This is a genomic window from Endozoicomonas sp. ALD040 (assembly GCF_049275945.1).
Lineage (GTDB): Bacteria > Pseudomonadota > Gammaproteobacteria > Pseudomonadales > Endozoicomonadaceae > Endozoicomonas_A.
In genome coordinates this window covers 998,970-1,019,877 of record NZ_CP184829.1, presented here as the reverse complement: position 1 = coordinate 1,019,877, position 20,908 = coordinate 998,970, and the positions used below count along the sequence as shown (strand labels likewise).

Annotated in this window: 22 protein-coding genes; 15 read left to right on the top strand and 7 right to left on the bottom strand. The window is 47.0% G+C overall.

Annotation, left to right across the window (positions count from 1 at the left end; genetic code table 11):
- Positions 1-254: 254 nt before the first annotated feature.
- The 3 genes from ACOJUN_RS03685 (at position 255) to secB (ending at position 1,591) form a co-directional block, all read left to right on the top strand.
- A complete protein-coding gene (locus ACOJUN_RS03685) occupies positions 255-671 on the top strand; it encodes a rhodanese-like domain-containing protein (RefSeq protein WP_422135317.1) in 417 nt (138 codons plus the stop codon).
- A 65-nt stretch (positions 672-736) separates the two neighbouring features.
- Positions 737-988, top strand: coding sequence for a glutaredoxin 3 (grxC, locus tag ACOJUN_RS03680; protein ID WP_422135316.1), 252 nt, complete (start codon positions 737-739; stop codon positions 986-988).
- Positions 989-1,126: 138 nt separating this feature from the next.
- Positions 1,127-1,591 (top strand): protein-export chaperone SecB, encoded by a 465-nt coding sequence (gene secB, locus ACOJUN_RS03675; protein WP_422135315.1) that lies wholly within the window; start codon positions 1,127-1,129, stop codon positions 1,589-1,591.
- Positions 1,592-1,676: 85 nt separating this feature from the next.
- On the opposite strand, the gene trmL is transcribed toward secB, so the two are convergent.
- Together trmL and ACOJUN_RS03665 are read right to left on the bottom strand one after the other, a co-directional pair.
- Positions 1,677-2,141, bottom strand: a complete 465-nt coding sequence (gene trmL, locus ACOJUN_RS03670; protein ID WP_422135314.1) for a tRNA (uridine(34)/cytosine(34)/5-carboxymethylaminomethyluridine(34)-2'-O)-methyltransferase TrmL — start codon at positions 2,139-2,141, stop codon at positions 1,677-1,679.
- Positions 2,142-2,651: 510 nt separating this feature from the next.
- Positions 2,652-3,674: a hypothetical protein gene (locus ACOJUN_RS03665; RefSeq protein WP_422135313.1), complete on the bottom strand. Its 1,023-nt coding sequence runs from the start codon at positions 3,672-3,674 to the stop codon at positions 2,652-2,654.
- A 264-nt stretch (positions 3,675-3,938) separates the two neighbouring features.
- On the opposite strand from ACOJUN_RS03665, the gene ACOJUN_RS03660 reads away from it, so the two are divergent.
- From ACOJUN_RS03660 to ACOJUN_RS03615, 10 genes are all read left to right on the top strand, one after another.
- A complete protein-coding gene (locus ACOJUN_RS03660) occupies positions 3,939-4,199 on the top strand; it encodes a type II toxin-antitoxin system ParD family antitoxin (protein WP_422135312.1) in 261 nt (86 codons plus the stop codon).
- Positions 4,189-4,320: a type II toxin-antitoxin system RelE/ParE family toxin gene (locus ACOJUN_RS03655; RefSeq protein ID WP_422135311.1), complete on the top strand. Its 132-nt coding sequence runs from the start codon at positions 4,189-4,191 to the stop codon at positions 4,318-4,320. Before ACOJUN_RS03660 ends, ACOJUN_RS03655 begins: the two co-directional genes overlap by 11 nt.
- Positions 4,321-4,488 carry a type II toxin-antitoxin system RelE/ParE family toxin gene (locus ACOJUN_RS03650; RefSeq protein WP_422137039.1) on the top strand — a complete coding sequence of 56 codons (168 nt, stop codon included), beginning with the start codon at positions 4,321-4,323 and terminating at the stop codon, positions 4,486-4,488.
- A 705-nt stretch (positions 4,489-5,193) separates the two neighbouring features.
- A complete protein-coding gene (locus ACOJUN_RS03645; protein ID WP_422135310.1) occupies positions 5,194-5,742 on the top strand; it encodes a hypothetical protein in 549 nt (182 codons plus the stop codon).
- A 286-nt stretch (positions 5,743-6,028) separates the two neighbouring features.
- Positions 6,029-8,368 carry a TcfC E-set like domain-containing protein gene (locus tag ACOJUN_RS03640; RefSeq protein WP_422135309.1) on the top strand — a complete coding sequence of 780 codons (2,340 nt, stop codon included), beginning with the start codon at positions 6,029-6,031 and terminating at the stop codon, positions 8,366-8,368.
- A gap of 106 nt (positions 8,369-8,474) precedes the next feature.
- Complete coding sequence (locus tag ACOJUN_RS03635) at positions 8,475-9,434, top strand: hypothetical protein (protein WP_422135308.1); 960 nt, start codon at positions 8,475-8,477, stop codon at positions 9,432-9,434.
- A 25-nt stretch (positions 9,435-9,459) separates the two neighbouring features.
- Positions 9,460-10,362 (top strand): hypothetical protein, encoded by a 903-nt coding sequence (locus ACOJUN_RS03630; RefSeq protein ID WP_422135307.1) that lies wholly within the window; start codon positions 9,460-9,462, stop codon positions 10,360-10,362.
- A gap of 384 nt (positions 10,363-10,746) precedes the next feature.
- Complete coding sequence (locus ACOJUN_RS03625) at positions 10,747-11,283, top strand: hypothetical protein (protein WP_422135306.1); 537 nt, start codon at positions 10,747-10,749, stop codon at positions 11,281-11,283.
- A gap of 495 nt (positions 11,284-11,778) precedes the next feature.
- Positions 11,779-12,186, top strand: a complete 408-nt coding sequence (locus ACOJUN_RS03620) for a hypothetical protein (RefSeq protein WP_422135305.1) — start codon at positions 11,779-11,781, stop codon at positions 12,184-12,186.
- A gap of 374 nt (positions 12,187-12,560) precedes the next feature.
- Positions 12,561-13,097 (top strand): hypothetical protein, encoded by a 537-nt coding sequence (locus tag ACOJUN_RS03615; protein WP_422135304.1) that lies wholly within the window; start codon positions 12,561-12,563, stop codon positions 13,095-13,097.
- Here the strand turns inward: ACOJUN_RS03615 and ACOJUN_RS03610 are convergent.
- Entirely contained in the window at positions 13,086-13,295 is a 210-nt protein-coding gene (locus ACOJUN_RS03610; protein ID WP_422135303.1) for a hypothetical protein, read from the bottom strand. The genes ACOJUN_RS03615 and ACOJUN_RS03610 overlap by 12 nt on opposite strands.
- Between ACOJUN_RS03610 and ACOJUN_RS03605 the strand changes: the two genes are divergently transcribed.
- Together ACOJUN_RS03605 and ACOJUN_RS03600 are read left to right on the top strand one after the other, a co-directional pair.
- Positions 13,294-15,711, top strand: coding sequence for a TcfC E-set like domain-containing protein (locus ACOJUN_RS03605; RefSeq protein ID WP_422135302.1), 2,418 nt, complete (start codon positions 13,294-13,296; stop codon positions 15,709-15,711). The genes ACOJUN_RS03610 and ACOJUN_RS03605 overlap by 2 nt on opposite strands.
- A 134-nt stretch (positions 15,712-15,845) precedes the next feature.
- Positions 15,846-16,724 carry a hypothetical protein gene (locus ACOJUN_RS03600; protein WP_422135301.1) on the top strand — a complete coding sequence of 293 codons (879 nt, stop codon included), beginning with the start codon at positions 15,846-15,848 and terminating at the stop codon, positions 16,722-16,724.
- Between the two features lies 1 nt (position 16,725).
- On the opposite strand, the gene ACOJUN_RS03595 is transcribed toward ACOJUN_RS03600, so the two are convergent.
- The 4 genes from ACOJUN_RS03595 to glnL all read right to left on the bottom strand — a co-directional run bounded on the left by ACOJUN_RS03595 (position 16,726) and on the right by glnL (position 20,886).
- Positions 16,726-17,436 carry a molecular chaperone gene (locus tag ACOJUN_RS03595; protein WP_422135300.1) on the bottom strand — a complete coding sequence of 237 codons (711 nt, stop codon included), beginning with the start codon at positions 17,434-17,436 and terminating at the stop codon, positions 16,726-16,728.
- A 191-nt stretch (positions 17,437-17,627) separates the two neighbouring features.
- Complete coding sequence (locus ACOJUN_RS03590; protein WP_422135299.1) at positions 17,628-18,182, bottom strand: hypothetical protein; 555 nt, start codon at positions 18,180-18,182, stop codon at positions 17,628-17,630.
- 166 nt (positions 18,183-18,348) lie between these two features.
- On the bottom strand, positions 18,349-19,776 hold the full coding sequence (ntrC, locus tag ACOJUN_RS03585; protein WP_422135298.1) for a nitrogen regulation protein NR(I): 1,428 nt from the start codon (positions 19,774-19,776) through the stop codon (positions 18,349-18,351).
- Between the two features lie 3 nt (positions 19,777-19,779).
- Positions 19,780-20,886 carry a nitrogen regulation protein NR(II) gene (gene glnL, locus ACOJUN_RS03580; protein WP_422135297.1) on the bottom strand — a complete coding sequence of 369 codons (1,107 nt, stop codon included), beginning with the start codon at positions 20,884-20,886 and terminating at the stop codon, positions 19,780-19,782.
- Positions 20,887-20,908 lie beyond the last annotated feature (22 nt).

The window sequence follows — 20,908 nt, the reverse complement described above, 5'->3', positions numbered from 1 at the left end:
TTCACAATTTGCAGAATAGAACAATTGTTTTCGCCAAAGCCTGATTTTCTCTGCTTTCAGAGGGGTATACATAACCTGTTATGCTGACATTTACTAGCGAGCACTTTTAGTTCACACAGTCGTAACTCTATTTAGCAGCCTGTATACTTGTCGCCTCAAGGAAAATAATTACGAAAACTGGCGCGGTTCTCTCCTTAAATAGAGAGACAGTAAGCTGTTTTCCCCTCGTTAAGGCATATTAGTACTGGTTCGGTATGGAACAGATTATTGAATTTATAGGCAACCACCCTCTGCTGGTGGGTTCTCTGGTGGCTTTGGTGTGTGCACTGCTCTTTACCGAGATGCGTAAGGGCGGACAGAGCGTCGGTTCTCAGGAAGTGACTCAGCTGATTAACCACCAGGGGGCTATAGTACTTGACGTCAGGGAAAAAACCGACTTTAGCAAAGGTCATATCGTTGATGCCGTGAGCATGCCCTATGGCAAAGTGGCTGAGCGTATCGGCGAGCTGAACAAACACAAAGACAAGCCGATTGTTATCGTCGATGCCATGGGGCAGCATGCTGGTACCGTTGGCAAGCAATTGAAAGACGCCGGGTTTGAGCAGGTTGTCCGACTGAAAGGTGGTATTGGCACCTGGACGGCCGATAGTCTCCCTCTGGTTAAGAAGTAGATTAACAGAGAATGATTCACTCCCGGATAGACGAGTGAATCATTGTCAGCAACAATGGAAAACAGATGGCTCAGGTTACCCTTTATATTTCTGCTTATTGCCCCTTTTGCCATCAGGCGCTCAGGCTGCTGGACAGCAAAGGGGTCAGCTACCAGACTATCAGCGTCGACGGTAAGCCCGATGTCCGTCAGGAAATGACACGCAAGGCAGGTGCGCGCACAGTTCCCCAGATATGGATCGGAGACACCCACGTGGGGGGTTGTGATGACCTGTATGCTCTGGAATCTGCTGGCAGACTGGACGACTTGCTGAAGTAAAATGGACTCGTATCCTGAAGCTTCATGGGATCGAGCCCGTTTTTGAAAGTAGCTGGTTACCAGACTTGATACTGGTATTTTTATCCCCACTAATAAGTGGGAAGCGAATTTAGAACCGATGTTTTTAAGGAAAAGATAATGGCTGAGAATCAGCAGCAAGATCAGGCGCAGTTTGCGCTGCAGCGTATTTACGTAAAGGACCTGTCCTTTGAATCGCCAAAGTCTCCGGAAATGTTTCAGGCGCAGTGGCAGCCAGAAGTTAAGCTGGACCTGAACACCACTAACCGTCTGCTGCACGATGACATGTATGAAGTCGTACTGTCTCTGACCATTACTGTCCAGAACGGCACTGAAGAAGAGAAAGAAACGGCTTTCCTGGCTGAAGTTCAGCAGGCGGGAGTTTTCCTCATCAAAGGATTGGGTGATGAGGAATTGCACCGCACTCTGGGTGCTTTCTGCCCGAACATTCTGTTTCCATACGCACGTGAAGCCATTGATAACCTGGTTCTGCGTGGCAGCTTCCCTCCGCTGATGCTGGCACCTGTCAATTTTGACGCCCTCTACCTGCAGGCGCGTGAACAGCAGGAAGCTACCGTTAACTGACGGACTGATAGCTTATAAATAGATAGCTCATAAATAGATAGCTCATAAATAGAGTGTGCCGGGCGTTGACCGGCACACTCTTCTCTCACTCACCCCCAATAAATTCCAGCTGCTTCCAGGCCTCGTAAACCATAACGGCCACAGTATTGGATAAGTTCAGGCTTCTGCTTTCAGGCAACATCGGTAAACGCAGTACCTGATCCTTTGGCAGGCTATTCAAAATATCGGCTGGCAGGCCTCTGGTTTCCGGGCCGAACATCAAGGCATCTCCGGGTTCAAAGGCATGTTTCGAGTAGCGGGTGGTACCTTTGGTGCTCAAAGCCAGAACTCTTTTGGGTTTCACTGTTTGAAGAAAGTCCTGATAGTGATCATGAATCTGCAAATTGGCGTACTCATGGTAATCCAGCCCGGCCCTTTTCAGACGCTGATCATCAAGATCAAAACCCAAAGGCCTGATCAGATGCAGGCGAAAACCTGTATTGGCACAGAGTCGGATGATATTCCCTGTATTGGGAGGAATTTCTGGCTGGTAGAGAACGATATCAAGCATGCTGGAGGGAACTGATTCAGTACATCGAGGTGGAATTATAAGGCTTTTAGCTTGGGTTGTGAGTGAATCTATACCCATCACTACATCTTTAAAGGCGATGGATACAGAAACGGTTGTTAACCTTTCAGACAGAAGCCTGAGCCAGACCTGAGATCAGAACCATGGTTAACAGGAGAGCAACAATGTTACAGCTGCGTCCGACGCTACATTGTTTTTCATCGCAGCGGCATTGGTCGTAAGGTGACAGATTCATCTTCAGAAGCCTCTTTAAATTTCCTGAGGGTTTGCTGATACACGCTTCGAATACTGCTCTGCCTTGGAAGCTACACAATTTAATACTAGTAAAGCTTGTCAGGGCCGAAAGAAAATTTCTTGCCCCAATAAATCTGTCGGGATAATACTATTTTTTCAGGGGTTTTTCAGGATTATCTTGATGGCTGTTGCTTTTCTGGCGTGTTCGATGAAATGTATGCTCAATCCATCTCACCTCACCCCGGAGGAAGTGCGGACTTAGGTTTCATCTTTCGAAGCGTAATATTCAGCAACCTTTTCATGGGTAGCAGTCAGTGCCTGAAGAGTGCCGCTCCACATCAGATTGGAGACACCTCCCATGGCCGTTGCATAAGCTAACTGGGCAACAAAAACCTTAGGGTTTTTAGCGGCAGTAGCAGCCAGTTGTCTGAAAATTTCCTGATGGGTTTTGCCCAGTATCCGGCCATTGGCGTGGGTTTTGAGAATATTATTGATAAAACCCACTGTTGCACCCACACCAAACTGTGTTGCCCTCATTTCAAAATCACCAAGCTTCCCTTCATCCCGTCGTTTTACCTGCTGCCTGTCCATTGAATCCATCGAAAACATCAGCAGAGCGGAAAGGCAATTGCTTGTAACTCCTCGAAAATGCGATGTTAGCGTTCTTTTGAAGCCTCGTTGCAGAATAGTTTTAGATTCCTGAGCTTTTTTTACATTGCGATCTCTCATCTGCTGTTTAATTTGCATCGCTGCAAAAGGCTGGCTGGCTACTGTCATTAGTGTGGCAGTAGTGCCGTTGACTGCAAAATTAGCTTTACCCTGGGTGCCTTCAGGCAGCTCCATTGTAGAAGACACGCCATAAAGCAATTGCGCAGATATTGTTCGAACCGTATCGGCAATCGCGTAACGAGTAACAGTGCGGGCAATGGCTGGAGCCCAGCCGGCCGTAGATAAAGCCGCTGTCAACTTAGGCAGCTGACCGGTTTGCTGTGACTGAACCAGTGGCCTGAGTAAGGAGGAAGTCGCAGGTGTGTTCAATACAGCAGGAAGCAGCATATTGTTTTTAGCAAACTTACTTACGTACAAAGGTAAAGGAGCACCCTTCAACAGGCTTTCAGGAGCCAGCTCTGTTTTTCGGCTTACAAGAGATGTTTCACTGCCTGTTTCTGCGTTACTGGCGTCAGGAAGGTACTTTGACGATTCAATGTCAGCAGAGGGCTTGTTTTCAGGTGAGACAGTACTCAGGCCCGGTTGTTGCTGTGTGGTGGTTAGTGGATCCATTATCGACTCCCTTTAAATAAATCATATTCATTCTGAGTTCCTCGCTGGGAAAAAGTTCATTTTATAGTGTGTTTGTGCTCATCTTCCTCACTTACCGCGAAGGACAATCTCAAGTCCGACAGGCTGCCAGCTGCTTGGTAGCAGAAATCAGATCACCGTAAGCTCGTTTGGCGTCTTGTGCGTTCAACCCAACAAAAGAATAGAAAGCTGAATCGCCAGAATGTAGTAATATGTGTTAATTATTAACACAAATGGTGCGGAGCTATGGCAAGAACAACATCGGTAACATTAGGCCAGCATTACGAAGACTTCATCAATGATCTTATAGAAAAGGGTCGTTTTCAGTCTGTTAGTGAGGCGGTTAGGGCAGCGCTCAGGGTCTTTGAAAAAGAAGAGCAAGAATATGAAGCCAGGTTACAGGTTCTGAAGGACAAAATAGAAGCCGGTCGTAACAGCCCGATTGTAAAAGACTTTGATATGGATCGTTTGCTTGATGAATTAAACGGGAGGCGTGATGTCGGGTAGTTACACTGTTCGCCAGAGAGCAAAAGACGATGTAATGAGCATCTGGTTTTATACAGTGGAGCGCTGGGGGACTGAACAGGCCAACAGGTATCTGCGTAAAATCAGGGACAAGTTTGAATAGCTGGCTGAGAACCCCAGAGCGGGCACACAGAGAAAAGACGTAGACCCTGAACTGTATGCTACACCGGTAGGGATGCACATCGTTCTTTACGATATTGTTAATAACCAGCCTGACATTGTGGCGGTTATTCACCAGTCTGCAGACATAAAACGCAAACTGCGGGAATAAGAATAAATATTTAACAAAACGACTGCGGGTGTTTTTTTGCTTTAACAACTAACATTCAAAAGTCGGCTTCATACAGTTTTTTTATGCCCGAAAAAAGGTGAGTCATGGAAGACATTGCTCACATTCTCAATCTCTCAGGTGGCAAGGATTCAACTGCACTGGCGTCACTGGCAAAGGAACGACTGTAAGCAGGAGCGATTAGTAACGTTCAGCTGTTTTTGCGGATACAGGCAACGAGCATCAGGACACTTACGATTAAGTTGACGACCTGAAAACAAATCTTTATCTAAAAAAATCTGCTCAAAGTTTAAAATATAAATTTATATTGATGAATCCGCTTACATTTGTGCGGGAAGTACCTGTTTTCAAAATCTTTGAATATGAGGTATTGACATGGATCAATATATCTCCAATAGATGTTTTTGTGAGCAATTATTTATGTTAGCCTTATCGGAAAATACGTACATTAGTCAGCCTTGGGCTAACTAAAGCGTGTAGAGAAAATAAGAAGTATCGGTTTCAGGTAAAGTCAGTCATAAGAATAATAAAAAGACAGTGGTTGTTTAGTTCTTTTTGTCATTCTCCATGTCTGCCTTGATGTTCCGAAAGAAGCCTGAAAAGTGGCTTCGAGATCAGGTGTCGGAAAACACCTGAAGCTTTGAAGAAAAATAGACAACGGACTAGTTCTAGATATTGGAGAAAGTGATGGAATTTAAAAAAGTAGCTGTGGCTTTAGCACTGTCTGCAGGGCTGGCCTCTTTTGGGCTTCAGGCTGCAACCAATCCCGGGAGTCCAAGTGACACTACCTCTTCTGGTGATTTTGATATAACTCTATACAACAGTACCCAGATTCAGATATACGGCCTTGATGATGTTGAGATCGTAGATACTGGAACTGCAGATGCTACTGGTACTACGCCAGTTTGTGTGGCTGCTAATGTCGATAATTTCAATATTTCAATGAGTTCTACAAGCGCGTTTAATCTTACCAATGCTGGTGGAGCTTCTAATATTCCCTACACACTGACTTTGCAAGATAGTGGTGGAACAGCAATTGCTGACGGCGTTTGGGGCGTAGGTCAAAACTCTAATGGCGAGCAAAGTTCAACTGATTTGGCAAGAACAACTGGTAATTTCGCTGATGTGGCTTCAGGATGTTCTGGCTCTTATAGCATTCTTGTAACTCCTGACTACACTGGTGCTGCTGATGGTTTATATGCCGATACAGTTACTGTAGAAGTAGCTCCAATTTAATCTCAAATAAGCCAGCGAAGTTGTCTCCGGTATCTTCGCTGGCTCTCCAAAAAAATAAAAAACAGCCGTGAGTAATAGCCCTGAGCCAACCCACGGTAGAAGAATCAGAGCAGTACAAAAAGGACTTTCCCGGGTCATGACTAGGCGGAAATGCATTGACATTCTATGTATTGCATTGCCCATGGTTTTTATTTTTTCGAAAGCTGTGGCCAGTCAGCCGCTTTTCCTTGCCCAGAATAAAGTCCCCGAAGGTTTTGAGACGCTCAGCGAGCCCCAGCAGTCGCTGATGGATATCTATTATGGCAACCGCTATCTAACTTCCCAGCTGGCCACCTTTCAACCCGGTAAAATTACCCTTTCCAATGTTAATGAAGTGGTTCGCCTGATTGGTTCGGTGAATGATCCTGCTTTTTTGACGACAGCTTTATCGGGCGAGTTGAATACCCATGCCGAGGCGATCTGTCCGCCCAATGTCACGAAGGATTGTGGTGTTCTTAATCCTCCCATTGCCGGTGTGATTTTTGATGAGTCCCGCTTCCGGGTCGATGTGTTTGTTAATCCCCGCTTTCTGTTAACCCGGGCTGCAGATGTCAGAAAATATTTGCCGCCATCCGATGCAGGCTTTGCCATGATGCAGAACTTTTCGGCAGCGGCCACGGGTAACACTGAAGACGCTAATGGCAATGACTACACTCTGAATGGTCTGACACTGTTGTCTTATTATGAAAACAGTGTGCTGTGGAGCTGGGACTATTCAAAGTCACAGCAGTTCTCGGTCAATCAGCTATATGGTCAGAGGGAGTATGAAGGTTTTGAATACAATCTTGGCTTGCTCTCAAGTCAGGGGTTTGGCCTGAATTTCACGTCCGACCAGCCTCTTGTGGGAGCCCGCTTTCAGAGTTCTGATAATACCCGGAACGACACCGATTTCAGCGGTGGTATGCCGGTTGAAATCTTTATGCCCCTCAGAGGCAGGGTTGAAATCAGAAAAGATGGACGACTGATTGCCTCTTATTTCCACGAAGCGGGTCTTCAGGCTCTGGATACCACTAATTTTCCCAGTGGCGCCTACGATATAGAAATCAGTATTCTGGATGAACAGGGTAACCTGCAGTCTCAGGAAACCCGTTTCTTTTCAAAGCAGTACCAAATACCCCCTGAAGGTGAATGGCAGCTCTTTGCCGAAACAGGGCGTGTGATGACATCGGTTTTCGATGGCGCCCTGCCTCAAAGTACCGAGCAGTGGCTGACCCGGGCCGGTGTTAGTCGGAGAATTTTTGATACTATGGCAGGTACTCTCTCTGCTGCCGCTACTCTGGACACTGCATTGCTTGAGCTGGGTCTGTTTAACCTGGGGTATCGTTATGAGTTATCACCGTCGGTGATGGTAGCAGATAACGGCAGCTATGGTATGACCCTGACTGGCAGAACCTGGTTGGGCGACGTCTCTCTCAACGGCAGTTATCGCCGACTCTGGAGAGATGACAGTGAAGAGGAAAACACGGATCGCCCGGCACTGATCGGTGATGCTTTTGAGCAAAGCAGTTTTTCTGTTTCTGCACCCCTCTGGAGAGGTAACGCCAATTACCGATTCAGCAGCAACAGAAATAATAGCGACGGTAGAACAGAAACCCACGGAGTGAGTTACACCGCTAACGTTTTCAGAACACTGGATTACGACACCAGTGCGACCTTCAGTTTGAGTGAATCAGAAGGTAACACGGTAGCTCTGTTCAGTTTTGAGTGGCGATTCCGTCAGGACCGTTGGAATTTCCGGGTTAACCCCCGGGCTGAGGTTCAAGACAATAACGGTGTTAGAGACAGAACAGAAAAAATGAGGCTGTCAGCCTCCTGGGACGACGGTGATCTTTTTGATGGCCAGTTGACTTCCAGTGTCTCCGCAGAAGCGGGCAGCGGCGAACGCAGACTCGATGGTACTTTGCAGTATGGTAACCGGTTTGGCAGAGCGGCATTGTCGGTAAACCACAGTTCAACAGAAGCTAACCGGATTACTAACTATAACGGCAGTTTCAGTACCAGCTTCCTGACCGATGGCAATGTTGTTGCCATGGGGGGAGAGCAAAGAGCTGAAAGTGCTCTGGTGGTCAATCTGGAAGGTCGTGAAGGCGACGTTTTTGATGTGAGAATTGATGGCCAGAGAAGAGGTTATGCCGTGGCGGGCAGACCGTCGGTGATCACACTGTCGCCTTTTGAACAATATACCGTTACCCTGTCGCCTTCAGGAGATACCCTTTACAGTTTTGATGAGCGGGAGCGCCGTTTTACCCTGTATCCCGGAAACGTGGTGACACTGGACTATGAAGCTATCCCCCTGCAACTGCTCTTTGGTCGTCTGTTAATGAATGGTGAACCTCTGGACAGAGCCCGGATAACCGGAGGGCTTTATCCTTCCAGCTCAGACGACATTGGCATGTTCCAGATAGAAGCTCGCTCAGATATTAACGAATTGAGGATTGAGCTGGAGAATGGTTGGCAATGTTCCGTACCTGTTGAACCGGATGATGAACAATACATATTGAGAATGGGAACTCTGGATCTTTCCGAGTCTGATTGTGTTCCCGAGCTGGAAGGTCAGCTGGCCATCGGTAAACGCGATGATTCCTGAGCGGGATTTTCAGAAAAAAATAGATAACAGGATAATGGGATCCTGCAGTGTTCAGCTGCATTGATTACAAGAAGGTCTGTCGTATAAAGGCCCGGGATTGAAGACATTGAAGTATTTTATCAAGGTGTTTTTTGCGGTACTGATATTCTTTTCGTCAGGGTCACAGGCGTTCTTTGATTTCTCAGGTTTTGTCGCTGACCCGCTCAACGTGTCCTCGGGCAGTGCAAACCCCACCTATAACTTCACGGTTTCCTTCAGTGCATTTTGTAATTCGGGCTGTGTAGGTCAGGATTATCGGTTGGCTCTCTCTGATTCTGATCCCGGCAGCCAGAGCCCTTCGAGTAATGTTCCTGATAGTTATCAGGCGGATGAGTTGTCAGAGTTTTTGATCAGTGCTCAATATAGTCAGCTGGAAAATCAGGGGAGTTTAGTACCCGGTCAGTGGACACATTCCGATAGCTCATCCTCATTTTTTCAGACTACTACCAATGGCACAGTGATGGGTTCGTTTACTTTTACATTCAACCAGAATCGGCTGCAACAACTTGAAGCTGGCACATACAACTTCCGTTTTTATATTGCTGGCGAAGACATGTTCGATACACGCCATCTGGACAGTATTCTGGTAACTATTCCGATCGTTGTACCTGAGTTCGTGCAAATATCAGGTCTGGAAGATGTTGCCCTGGATGTTAATGATCTTTCTGGTAATAACCTGACAGCTCAATTTGGTGTCTGCGTATTCAGTAACACAGGTGGCGTTTCTGTAGACTTCGATAGCAGCAGTAATCCGGGCGGTAACTTTATGCTGAGTAAACAGGGACAATGTGTGAACCCTTCGGATTGTGTTGATTATCGTATCAGGGTCCGGACGCCCGGCCAGTTTCGGCGGACTTATAGCCGTCAGGGGCAAAGACCTAACAGGATCTGGAATGCCAGTAATCAGCAGGATTGCGGTGGTCAGGATAACATGACGTTGCAGGTCAGGATCATGCAGAGTGCTCTTAATAATATCGATTCTGGTGTATACAGCGATACCATGACGGTTACAGTAAGGGCACGATAAAAATAACTATGGATGTTGTTTTCTTATGATATATGTCAGATGGATACTTTCGCTAATTACACTGACATTGGCTAATACGGCTGCAGGCTTTTTCGTTTTTGGTCAGCAGCAATATACTGCGACACCTGTTATTTGGACCGGTGGCGATGTTGATATCGATCTGCCTATTCAGTTGCGATCGTGTAATGGTATCGGTACTGGGTCAAGCTTTCTCCGCTGTGGCTGGTTTCGACAAGCTGAAGATTACACTATTGAAGCGACTGATTTTGATTTCATTGCTTCAGGGAGTGTCCCTTCTATAGAAATGTCCCGGGTGATCTTTGAGCAGGGGAGCAATTCATTGTTGCTAAAAGATGGCAGCAATGTTCCCGATACGGGTTCGACATTTTTAGATCCGGGGACTTGGAGGCAGGTAGATGGGAACGTATCGGTTACGGTGAATGCTATCGAGTTACAGGGTCGTCAACCCGGAAATTATCAGGCTGTAATAAAGCTCACAGGCATGGAGAACGGTGGTTTTATACCTTATACCGATAACAGCGATCTCATCTTTGATCTGAACATTCCTGACCGCATCCAGATCAGCGGCCTGAGCGACCTGGCGCTCACTGACCAGAGTCTTCAGGGTGATATAGATTTTTGTGTTTACACTCAAAGTGGATCTGACTTCACTGTCCGGGCTACCGGGCTGAATAATGATTTTCTTTTATCGGGTCAGGTGGGTTATCAGTTAAGAGTAGGGCAAGGAGGCTCTATGGAAACTCTGGTGCCGGGAGTGGATGGGCAGCCCTGGAACGGTTCCACTCAGCAGTATTGTGGCGGCGGCTCCAATATGGATCTTGAGGTTACAGTACCTCCATCGGAAATATCCGGACTTCAGCCCGGCGTTTATAAAGATACGGTAACGGTGACAGTGTCGGTTCAATAAGTTAAAACGTCTTTCTTTGCTGCCATTGAACAAACCTTACGTGACTTCGGTGTCGTTGCCGGGGGATTTTCAATGTCTAGCTCTTTCGCGGTCAGAGTCGTTTGATATCATCAATATTATAACAATGACGTTTTTTTACTGGCCTGAGCATAGCTTTTTTAGGCAATACAACATTTCCCAATGATTGAGGTAGACGACTTAGTTTAAGTCATGTCCGAATCTTTTGAGCCCACCTGTGTTTTTATTTGTTTGCTACACTGTCGCAATCAAAGCTTGAAAAGAGGCGCTGAGGTCGGGGTGCCACAAAGTACTTGAAGCGCAGAAACAAGACAGATCACGAACTGGCTAGATAAAGGAGAAGGTAATGGAGTTAAAGAAGTAGCTATGATTGTCGCTTTCTCTGCAGGACTGGTCTCATCGGGGCTTCAGGCGGCTGTAAACCCAGCGGGGCCCGCTGCAGACTCATCTACCGGCAACTTCGAGATCGTCTATAGAAGGAAGGTTCAAATACAGCTCTTTGGTCTGGAAGACGTTGTTTTTGATAAATCCTCTGCTTCTATGGGTGATCTCAAAGGTTCAACCCCTTCTTGTGTTGATTCTAACATTGAACGTTACGAAGTCAGTCTGGATAGCAGGAATGATTTCAAATTGACTGCAAGGCGTGGTCCAAGATCAAACGAGATCCCTTATTCACTAACTTATTCTCAGAAAAAGGGTGCAAAAGATCAGGTTTGGGGGCAAGGCAATCTGGGGCCAGGTGTTGCAGCAGGTGATTTTGCAAGAGATGGTCCTATTGATAGTAAGACTTGCGACCCCGCTCTGGACTCTAAAATTACTGTGGATATTAAAGAAGCTGATTACACCGGTAAACCTGAAGGCGTGTATTCAGACACAGTTACAGTGGTGGTTTCATCTATATAATCCCTATTAGCCAACGAAGTTAACTCCGCTATCTTTGCTAACGGGGGAAAAATATAAAAGTGGCTCTAAGTAAGATCCCTGAGCCAACCCACTGCATAGATTTCCAACGTCATTTGTCGTTCTGGCCTGAGCAGAATAGTTCCTTGCGAAATATCAGATTGACGAATGATTAAAATAAACGACAAAGATTAATTTATGGTCGGCATTTTTTGAGCCCATCTGCGTTTCTATATCTCTGCTACAATGTCCAAGGTCAATCCTGAAAGGGGGAGCGAAGTCTGAGTGTCGCGAAGAGCACCTGTAGCATAGAAGGAAAACAGGATACGTACTAGGTTAGATTAAGGAGGAAGATATGAAGTTAAAGAAGTTGTCACAGCCGTTGTGCTATCTTCAGGGCTGGCCTTTCCCGAGATCAAGGCAGCTGAAAACCCAACAGGGCCTACCGCAGACTCGTCAACCGGCAAATTCGACATCGTTCTTAGAAATAATGTTCAAATGCAGCTCTTTGGTTTGGAGGACGTAACTTTCAATGCCGCCTCTGGCGGTGATCTCAAAGGTTCTACTCCTTCTTGCGTTAATTCAAACGTTGAGCGATACCAAGTCAGCTTGGAAAGCAGCAATGATTTCGCATTGATGGCAGGATCGGGTACGACAACGGGCAATATCCCTTATTTGTTAACCTATTCTCAGGAGCTGGGTGCAAAAGATCAGGTCTGGGGGGCTGGCCACTTGGGGTCAGGTGCTACTGCGGGAGATTTTCAAAGAGATGGCCCTATACTTACTGATCTCATTTGCAGTGTTGTAGACTCTAAAATTACTGTGGACATTAAAGAAGTGAATTACACCGGTAAACCTGAAGGCGTTTATACAGACACAGTTACAGTGGTGGTTTCATCAATCTAGTCACAAATTGTCGCGAATTGGCCTCGATATCTTCACTGGCTTTCCAGATAATATTTAAAGCGGCTGTGGTTAAAGTCCTGTGCCGACACGCATTAGGATTGCTGCGGTCTGTTGTTGTTCTGGCTCGAGCAGAATTGCACATTGCGAAAAAACACATTAGCCGAAGATGAAGATTAAGTTAAACGACAGACTTAAGTGATATTGGCACCTGTTGAGCACGTGTTCTTCTGTATGTCTGCTATACTTTCCACCTGATTAGAGTTTGGGCTGAGGCTCGAATGTCTGAGGTGTCATAAAACTCCCTAAACATAGAAGCAAAACAGTTTACAAACTGATTAGGTAAAGGAGAAATAGATGAAATTAAAGAAGTAATTGTGGCTGCTGTTCTATCAATAGGATTGGCCACTTATGGGCTTCATGCGGCTGAAAACCCAACAGGACCCACAGCAGACTCGTCTACCGGCAAGTTTGACATCATTCTCAGAAACGATGTTTTAATAAAGCTTTTTGGTTTGGAAGACGTAACTTTCAATACCGTTTCTGCCACTACCGGTGATCTCACCGGTTTCACTCCCTCTTGTGTTGATTCAAACGTTGAAAAATACGAAGTCAGTCTGACGAGCAGCAATTCCTTCGCATTATCGCCGGGGTCGGGTGCAGCAATAGGTAATATCCCTTACACTTTGACCTATTCTCAGAAAAGGGGTGCGGCGGATCAGGTCTGGGGAGAAGGCCACTTGGCGTCAGGTGTTGCGGCGGGTGAATTTGCAAGAGATGGCATCATTGGTGGTGACACTTGTGACGCGGCTCTGGACTCTAAAATTACTGTAGACATTAAAGAAGCGGATTATAAAGGTAAAAGTGTAGGTGTTTATTCAGATACAGTGACAGTGACAGTTTCATCTATCTAATTCCCAGATACCCAGCGGAGTTGACTCGGGTATTTTCGCTGGCTTTCCAAAATATATAAGTCGCTGTGAGTAAGCGTCCTGCGCGAACCCCATGGTATAGATTTTCATTTTCTTAAGCACCAGAGCATCAACAAAAGGATTGTTCCGGGCCATGATAAGGTGGAAATGCATTGACATTTTGTGTATTGCATTGCCCATGGTTTTTATCTGCTCGAAAGCTATGGCCAGTCAGACGTTATTTCTTGCCCAGAATAAAGTCCCAGCGGGTTTTGAGACGCTGAGTGAGCCCCAGAATTCAGTAGTAGATATCTATTATGGTAAGCGCTATTTAACTTCCCAGCTGGCCACCTTCCAACCCGGTAAAATTGCCCTATCTAATGTTAATGAAGTGGTTCGTCTGATCGGTTCGGTGAATGATCCTGCTTTTTTGGCTTCGGCTTTATCGGGCGAGCTCAATACCCATACTGAGGCAATCTGTCCGCCCAATGTCACCAGGGATTGTGGTGTTCTTAATCCTCCCGTTGCCGGTGTGATTTTTGATGAATCCCGCTTCCGGGTCGATGTTTTTGTGAATCCCCGCTTCCTGTTAACTCGAGGTGCGGATGTCAGAAAATACCTGCCGCCTTCCGACTCTGGTTTTGCCATGATGCAAAACTTTGCAGCAGTAGCCACCGGTACATCTGATGACGTTAATAGCAGTGACTACACTTTATATGGTCTGACGCTGTTGTCCTATTACGAAAACAATGTTCTGTGGAGTTGGGACTATTCAAAGTCTCAAGACTTCTCGGTCAATCAGCTTTACGGCCAGAGGGACTTTGAAGGCCTTGAATACGATTTTGGCTTGCTTTCGAGTCAGGGGTTTGGCTTAAATTTCACGTCCGATCAGCGCCTTGTCGGAGCTCGCTTTCAAAGTTCTGATAACACCAGAGACGATACCGATTTTAGTGGTGGCATGCCCGTTGAAATCTTTATGCCGACGAGGGGTAGGGTTGAAGTCAGAAAAGATGGACGACTGATTGCATCTTATTTCCTTGAAGCCGGTCTTCAAGCTCTTAATACTACCACTTTTCCGTCGGGTGCCTATGATATAGACATTCGGATTCTGGATGAGCAGGGCAACCTTGAGTCTCAGGAAACCCGTTTCTTTGCTAAGCAGTTTCAACTGCCCCCTGAAGGTGAATGGCTGCTTTTTGCTGAGACGGGACGTGTAATGACATCCGTTTTTGATGGGGTATTTCCTGATAGTACCCAGCAGTGGTTGACCCGGGCCGGTGTCAGTCGAAGAATTCTTGATACTGTGGCGGTTACTCTCTCTGGCGCTGCTACCTTAGACACTTCATTGCTTGAGCTGGGTCTGTTTCATCTGGGCTATCGTTATCAGTTATCACCTTCGGTGATGCTGGCGGATAACGGAAGCTATGGTATGACACTGATTGGACAGGCCTGGCTGGGCAACGTCTCCCTGTATGGCAACTATCGTCGACTCTGGAGAGATGATAATGAAGTGGACAATGCTGATCGCCCAGCACTGATTGGTGATGCTTTTGAGCAAAGCAGTTTTTCTGTTTCTGTACCCCTCTGGAGAGGTAGCGCCAATTATCGATTCAGCAGCAACAGAAATAATAACAGTGACAGAACGGAAACCCACGGAATAAGTTACACCGCCACTGTTTTCAGAACGCTGGATTGCGATACAAACGTTACTTTCAGTTTTAGTGAGTCGCAAGGCAACTCCGTAGCTCTGTTGAGTTTGGAGTGGCGATTGCGTCAGGATCGATGGACTTTCCGGGTTAACCCCCGGGCTGAAGTTCAAAACACTGACGGCACAGAAGACAGAACAGAAAAATTGAGGCTTTCAACAACCTGGGATGATGGTGATCTTTATGATGGTCAACTGATTTCCACTGTCACCGCAGAAGCTGGCAGCGGTGAACGCAGACTCGATGGTGTTTTGCAATACGGCAACCGGTTTGGCAAAGCCGCATTGACAGTTAACCATAGCTCAACAGAGGATAACCAGGTTACTAATTATAACGGCAGTTTCAGTACCAGCTTCCTGACCGATGGCAATGTTGTGGCTATGGGAGGAGAGCAGTTGGCAGAGAGTGCTCTGGTGGTCAATCTGGAAGGTCGTGAAGGCGACGTGTTTGATGTAACCATTGATGGTCATAAAAGGGGTTATGCCGTAGCGGACAGACCTTCGGTGATCCCGCTGGCGCCTTTTGAGCAATATACCGTTACCCTGTCGCCTTCAGGGGATACCCTTTACAGCTTTGATGAGCGTGAGCGCCGGGTCACCCTGTATCCCGGAAATGTCGTGACACTCGACTATAAGGCTATCCCCCTGAAACTGCTCTTTGGTCGTTTGTTAATGAAGGGTGAGCCTCTGGACAGAGCCCGGATTATCGGAGGACTTTATCCCTCCAGCACTGACGATATTGGCATGTTCCAGATAGAAGCCCGTTCAGATATTCATGAGTTGAGGGTTGAACTGGAGAATGGTTTGCAATGCACAGTGCCCGTTGAAACGGATGATAAGCAATACATACTAAGAATGGGAACCGTGGATCTTTCCGAGTATGATTGCGTTCCCAAGCTGTCAGGCAGTTGACCAATGGCGAACAGGACAGCGGCTGTGCATCAGTAATACTCGGTCATACGGAGATATTATGATGGTTAGAGTTAAGGTCCAGTCAAGATAAGAACAGATGTTGTTTTCTTATGATATGTCTCAGAGGAATACTTGTGCTAATTGCACTGACATTAGCTAACACAGCTTTAGGCTTTTTCGTTTTTGGTCAGCCGCAATATGTTGCGCTGCCTGTTACCTGGACCGGTGGAGATGTTGATATCGACCTGCCTTTGCAGCTGCAATCGTGCAATGGCACCGGTCTTGGGCCACGCTTTCCTCGTTGTGGCTGGTATCGGCGAGCTGAAGATTACACCATTGAAGCTACCGATTTTGATTTCGTCTCTTCAGGGAGCGCTCCTTCTATAGAAATGTCTCGTGTGGTCTTTGAGCAGGGGATAAATTCATTGTTGCTAAAAGATGGCAGTAATATTCCGGATACGAGTTCGACATTCCTGACTCCAAGGACTTGGAGACAGGTAGGAGGGAAAGTATCGGTTAAGGTGAATGCGATTGATTTAGAAGGGCGTCAACCCGGAAGTTATAAGGCAACATTAAAGCTCAAAGGTATGGAAAGTGGTGGTTTAATCCCTTACACAGATAATAGTGACCTTATCTTTGATGTGAAAATTCCTGATCGTATCCAGATCAGTGGCTTGAAAGACATGTCACTCAGTGACAAGAGTCTTAAGGGTTATATGGACTTTTGTGTTTACACTCAAAGTGGATCTGACTTCAAGGTCAGAGCGATGGGACTCAGCAGTACTTTTCTACTATCAGGTCGGGTGGGCTATCAGTTAAGAGTAGGGCAGGGGGGCTCTCTGGAAACCCTGACGCCGGGAGTGGATGGGCAGCCCTGGAAAGGTTCTACTCAGCAGTATTGTGGCGGTGGCTCCAATATGAATCTTGAGGTAACCGTACCTCCATCAGAAGTATCAGGACTTGAGCCCGGCATCTATAAAGATACGGTAACGGTAACAGTAACCGTTCTGTAAGTTAGAACTTTTTCCTTTCCTCTGTGCTGCCATTGAACAAACCGTATTCCACTTGGGTTTTGCTGCTGGGAATTTTCAATGTCCAACTCTGACCAGCATACAGTCGTTTAATCTCATCAATATCAGAACACTGACGTTTGCCTTTCTGGTCTGAGCAAAATTGTCCATTGCGCAATACCACATTAACGTTGCCACTGTTGGTGAAAGTGATTGAGTCTTTCTCTCGTCTGGCTGTCACTTTGTATTCCGGATTTTCCGGGCGAACAAAGACCAGAGCCTGGTAGGCAATCAGCAGTTTAATGGCATTCTGGGTGGCTTCCAGATCACCGACGACGGGTTTGAAGGTTACTCTGTAGACTGACTCAGTTGTTTTTGGTGTCTCAAGGCTGACCAGTCGAACGGTTTTTCGACTGTTGGGGGCGACAATGGTTTTCTGTGGCGTGCTGAGTAATTTCAGCTCGGAAGGGTCGGTAATACGAACCCTTTCTTCCTGTTTGGTGCCGGGATTAACGACTTTGTAGACCTCAGTCTGCAGATACAGGTTTTCCTTATCCGGATTGGTAACGACTATGTCCTGACGAGGGGATTTGTTCGGCTCGAAATAAACAATCATTTTATCCAGGGACATGGCGCCGAAAGCATTGAGGGTTATAGCCAGAGGTGCCAAAGCCAATAATATCGATAGACGACAAAGTTTAAGCCACGACCGCATCTGTTGGGCTCTTGTGTTTCTGTAATCTGATCCAGTCACTGAAGTGATCTCTTTTTCATCACGACTGGTTCCCGGTTTTGACCCAGTGGGTCTAAAAGCACGGGAACCAGAGTTTGAATATCAGGCAATAGTCTTCGGCCTTCATTCTACGGGTACTATCGCCTGTGGTAAACAGCCTTTGATAAAGCGTCTTATTCGGCATTGATGATCAAGTTTAGCTCACCTTCAAGAGGCTGCTGAGCCACGTCTTGAGGTAGTTTCACCATAAAACCCGTTTCACTGTTATTACAGTCTGAGCTGCGTGGCAGTGCATTGATCGGGTTACTGTTCTGTCCACTGTTAAGGGCCTGGGCTTCGCGATTAGAAGACCAGAGGTCGACTTCATAGTTATAGGAACTTTGATCATTTCTGAGCGCATAGGAGCCACCTGTTCCTGAACCTTCTGTGACAACAGAGTACTGATTAATTCCCGTACCCCTGATGCAAATAGGCTCCACCTCATTGAATTTAGCAACAGTTGATGTTGCGTCATTGAGGTTGGCAGCGTTTGAATTCGTGTCATCCGTTTGTGATGTGGAGGGAGTTGCTATGGAGGCTTGCAAGTTAGGCTTTATAACCAGGCGAATACCGAAAGAACCTGTGGATGTTTTTCCAATATTGCCCTGCTGCGCAGAATAACTCGAAGACGTGATGAGAATAACTAATGAGGCGACTAAGCCTCTGCAGACCATTGCTGAGAGTTTCATATTACACCTACTTCCTGTCTGGTGTTACCTAAGTGGAGTATAGAAATTCTCAGAGACTTGTTTGGCAGGACAGTTTATCGGGTAGTAGCGGAAGATATTCGGGCATGTTGATGTGTCCAATGGAGGGATACCGTCAGAGAAACGGCTCCCCCCGATTCCATAAGCGTTATTCTGTCAAAGCTTTGTCGGACATTTCCAGCTCTTTTATTTTACGGGTGAGGGTGTTTCTGCCCCAGCCTAGTAGCTCGGAAGCATCTCTTTTTCGACCTCCTGTGTGTTGCAGAGCTGATTCAATCATGATCTTTTCAAAAGCCGGGATAGCTTTGTCCAGAATGCCGCTGTGTCCTGCTGCAAGCTCTCTGTCTGCCCAGAGACGAAGCTGCTGCTCCCAGTTGCCTGACTGGGGAGTGACCGGGCCACTGTCGGGCTGGCTCAACAGTTCAGGTGGAAGGTCAGAGATCAGTACTTCCCGGCCTGAAGCCATCACCGTCAGCCAGCGACAAGTGTTCTCTAGCTGTCTGACATTACCGGGCCATTCCAGACTGGCAATAAATTTCGCTGTTTCCTGGGTGAGTACTTTGGGCTCAACGTTCAGTTCTTTGGCGGCCCTGTCCAGGAAATGTCTGGCCAGAACAGGGATATCTTCTGAGCGTTCTCTGAGTCTTGGCAGGTGAACACGAATCACATTGAGTCGATGGAATAAGTCTTCACGAAATGAGCCTTCCTCAACCAGTTTTTCGAGATTCTGGTGAGTGGCTGCAATAATGCGGACATCGACTTTTACCGGAGTATGACCACCCACCCGATAGAACTCACCGTCTGCAAGTACCCGAAGTAGACGGGTTTGTGTTTCTGCGGGCATATCTCCTATTTCGTCAAGAAACAGTGTGCCGTTCTGAGACTGTTCAAAGCGCCCCTTGCGCATGGCACTGGCACCGGTGAATGCCCCTTTTTCATGGCCAAAGAGTTCTGATTCAATCAGGTCCCTGGGTATGGCTGCCATATTCAGGGCAATAAAAGGATTATTGGCTCTGGGGCTGTGCTTGTGCAGTGCCTGGGCAACCAGTTCTTTACCTGTGCCAGATTCACCATTGATGAGTACAGTAATATTGGACTGCGATAGCCTGCCAATGGCACGGAAGACTTCCTGCATGGCAGGTGCCTCACCGATAATCTCTGTACCGTTATCAACCGCCTCAATCACCTGTTCTGTCTTTTTCTGGCAGCTGTGCTCAATGGCACGTTTGGCCAATGAAACGGCATCGTCTATATCAAAGGGTTTGGGAAGATATTCAAAAGCGCCACCCTGATAGGAGGAGACAGCGCTTTCAAGATCTGAGTGGGCGGTCATAATGATGACAGGCAGATCCGGGTAGGTTTCGTGAACTTCCTTGAGGAATTCCAGCCCATTGGTACCGGGCATTCTGACATCGCTGATTATGGCTTCAGGCTGAGAGTATTGCAGTTCCCGCAGAGCCTTGTCGGCAGAGTCAAACACATCGACTGCGATCTGCTCTCCGGCCAGTGCCTTTTCTAGCACCCAGCGGATAGAGCGATCATCATCAATAATCCAGACTTTAGAGTCCATACTCATTAATTACTCCTGTTGTTTATCCGCTGAAGACTGTCTGATGTAAGACGGTTGGGATGAAGGCTGATTAATCGTTAGCGGGAGATAGACGTGAAAGCATGTCTGCCCCGGTTTACTGTCACATTCAATTAACCCCTGATGCTGGCTGATAATGTACTGGGCCATGGGTAGCCCGAGGCCGGTTCCTTCTGCTCTGCCACTAATCATGGGGTAAAAAATATTTTCCTTAAGGTGCTCAGGAATACCGGGACCATTGTCAATAATGGATAGACGACAAACGAGCTTCCGTCGTTGATTGCCAATCGTGAACTGTCTGGATATACGGCTTTGAATGGCTATTTGACCATCACTTAAAGGCATGTGCTGTTCTATGGCCTGCATGGCGTTACGCACTAGGTTGAGAATGGCTTGAATCAGCCGCTCCCTGTCAGCAGGAAGATCAGGAATACTGGGATCATAATCTTTCACAATAGACAGCTGACCACCGGTCTCTGCATGTATCAGCTGGATAACCCTTTCCAGCACCTCGTGAATATTCAGACTGTTCATGCTCGGGGGTTTGATGGGGCCGAGCATCTGGTCAACCAGGTCTCTGAGTCTATCCGCTTCCTCAATGATGATCTGTGTGAACTCACTGAGTTCTTTGTCATCCAGTTGTTTATCCAATAGTTGGGCTGCGCCTCTTATACCTCCCAGTGGATTCTTGATTTCATGAGCGAGTCCACGGGCGAGAATACGTGAGGTTTCCTGCTTGGCAATCAGAGATTCTTCACGAGTGATGCGTTGCAACCTGTCTCTTGGGTGAATCTCTACCAGCAGGCAGGCGTGCTGGTTTTCCACGGGAGTAATCGTGTAATCAACCAGTACTGGGGCTCCATGAATCACTATTTCTGACTCTCTGCGGGTAAATTGCTGGTTCTGCTCCAGGGCTCGCTGCAGGTCTTTCATCATGGAGCCATGGTCAAGCGACTGCGGCGGGGGCAATTGCAGACCGCTCTTTTCGCTGATATCCAGGAGTGCTTCAGCAGCATGGTTGATGAAGGAGACACGAAGCTCCTGATCCAGAGCAATAATGGCCGTGTTTAGATTTTCCAGTACAAATTCATTGATCACCGACTGACACCCGGATAAGTGG

Excerpts from the sequence above, each read along its gene's own strand:
- ACOJUN_RS03595 (WP_422135300.1), bottom strand. The coding sequence starts at position 17,436 with ATGCGGTCGTGGCTTAAACTTTGTCGTCTATCGATATTATTGGCTTTG.
- ACOJUN_RS03660 (WP_422135312.1), top strand. The coding sequence starts at position 3,939 with ATGGCAAGAACAACATCGGTAACATTAGGCCAGCATTACGAAGACTTC.
- ACOJUN_RS03645 (WP_422135310.1), top strand. The coding sequence starts at position 5,194 with ATGGAATTTAAAAAAGTAGCTGTGGCTTTAGCACTGTCTGCAGGGCTG.
- ACOJUN_RS03625 (WP_422135306.1), top strand. The coding sequence starts at position 10,747 with ATGATTGTCGCTTTCTCTGCAGGACTGGTCTCATCGGGGCTTCAGGCG.
- grxC (WP_422135316.1), top strand. The coding sequence starts at position 737 with ATGGCTCAGGTTACCCTTTATATTTCTGCTTATTGCCCCTTTTGCCAT.
- ACOJUN_RS03620 (WP_422135305.1), top strand. The coding sequence starts at position 11,779 with ATGCAGCTCTTTGGTTTGGAGGACGTAACTTTCAATGCCGCCTCTGGC.
- ACOJUN_RS03630 (WP_422135307.1), top strand. The coding sequence starts at position 9,460 with ATGATATATGTCAGATGGATACTTTCGCTAATTACACTGACATTGGCT.
- ACOJUN_RS03640 (WP_422135309.1), top strand. The coding sequence starts at position 6,029 with ATGGATATCTATTATGGCAACCGCTATCTAACTTCCCAGCTGGCCACC.
- trmL (WP_422135314.1), bottom strand. The coding sequence starts at position 2,141 with ATGCTTGATATCGTTCTCTACCAGCCAGAAATTCCTCCCAATACAGGG.
- ACOJUN_RS03655 (WP_422135311.1), top strand. The coding sequence starts at position 4,189 with ATGTCGGGTAGTTACACTGTTCGCCAGAGAGCAAAAGACGATGTAATG.
- ACOJUN_RS03685 (WP_422135317.1), top strand. The coding sequence starts at position 255 with ATGGAACAGATTATTGAATTTATAGGCAACCACCCTCTGCTGGTGGGT.
- ACOJUN_RS03605 (WP_422135302.1), top strand. The coding sequence starts at position 13,294 with ATGGTTTTTATCTGCTCGAAAGCTATGGCCAGTCAGACGTTATTTCTT.
- secB (WP_422135315.1), top strand. The coding sequence starts at position 1,127 with ATGGCTGAGAATCAGCAGCAAGATCAGGCGCAGTTTGCGCTGCAGCGT.
- ACOJUN_RS03590 (WP_422135299.1), bottom strand. The coding sequence starts at position 18,182 with ATGAAACTCTCAGCAATGGTCTGCAGAGGCTTAGTCGCCTCATTAGTT.
- ACOJUN_RS03610 (WP_422135303.1), bottom strand. The coding sequence starts at position 13,295 with ATGGGCAATGCAATACACAAAATGTCAATGCATTTCCACCTTATCATG.
- ntrC (WP_422135298.1), bottom strand. The coding sequence starts at position 19,776 with ATGAGTATGGACTCTAAAGTCTGGATTATTGATGATGATCGCTCTATC.
- ACOJUN_RS03665 (WP_422135313.1), bottom strand. The coding sequence starts at position 3,674 with ATGGATCCACTAACCACCACACAGCAACAACCGGGCCTGAGTACTGTC.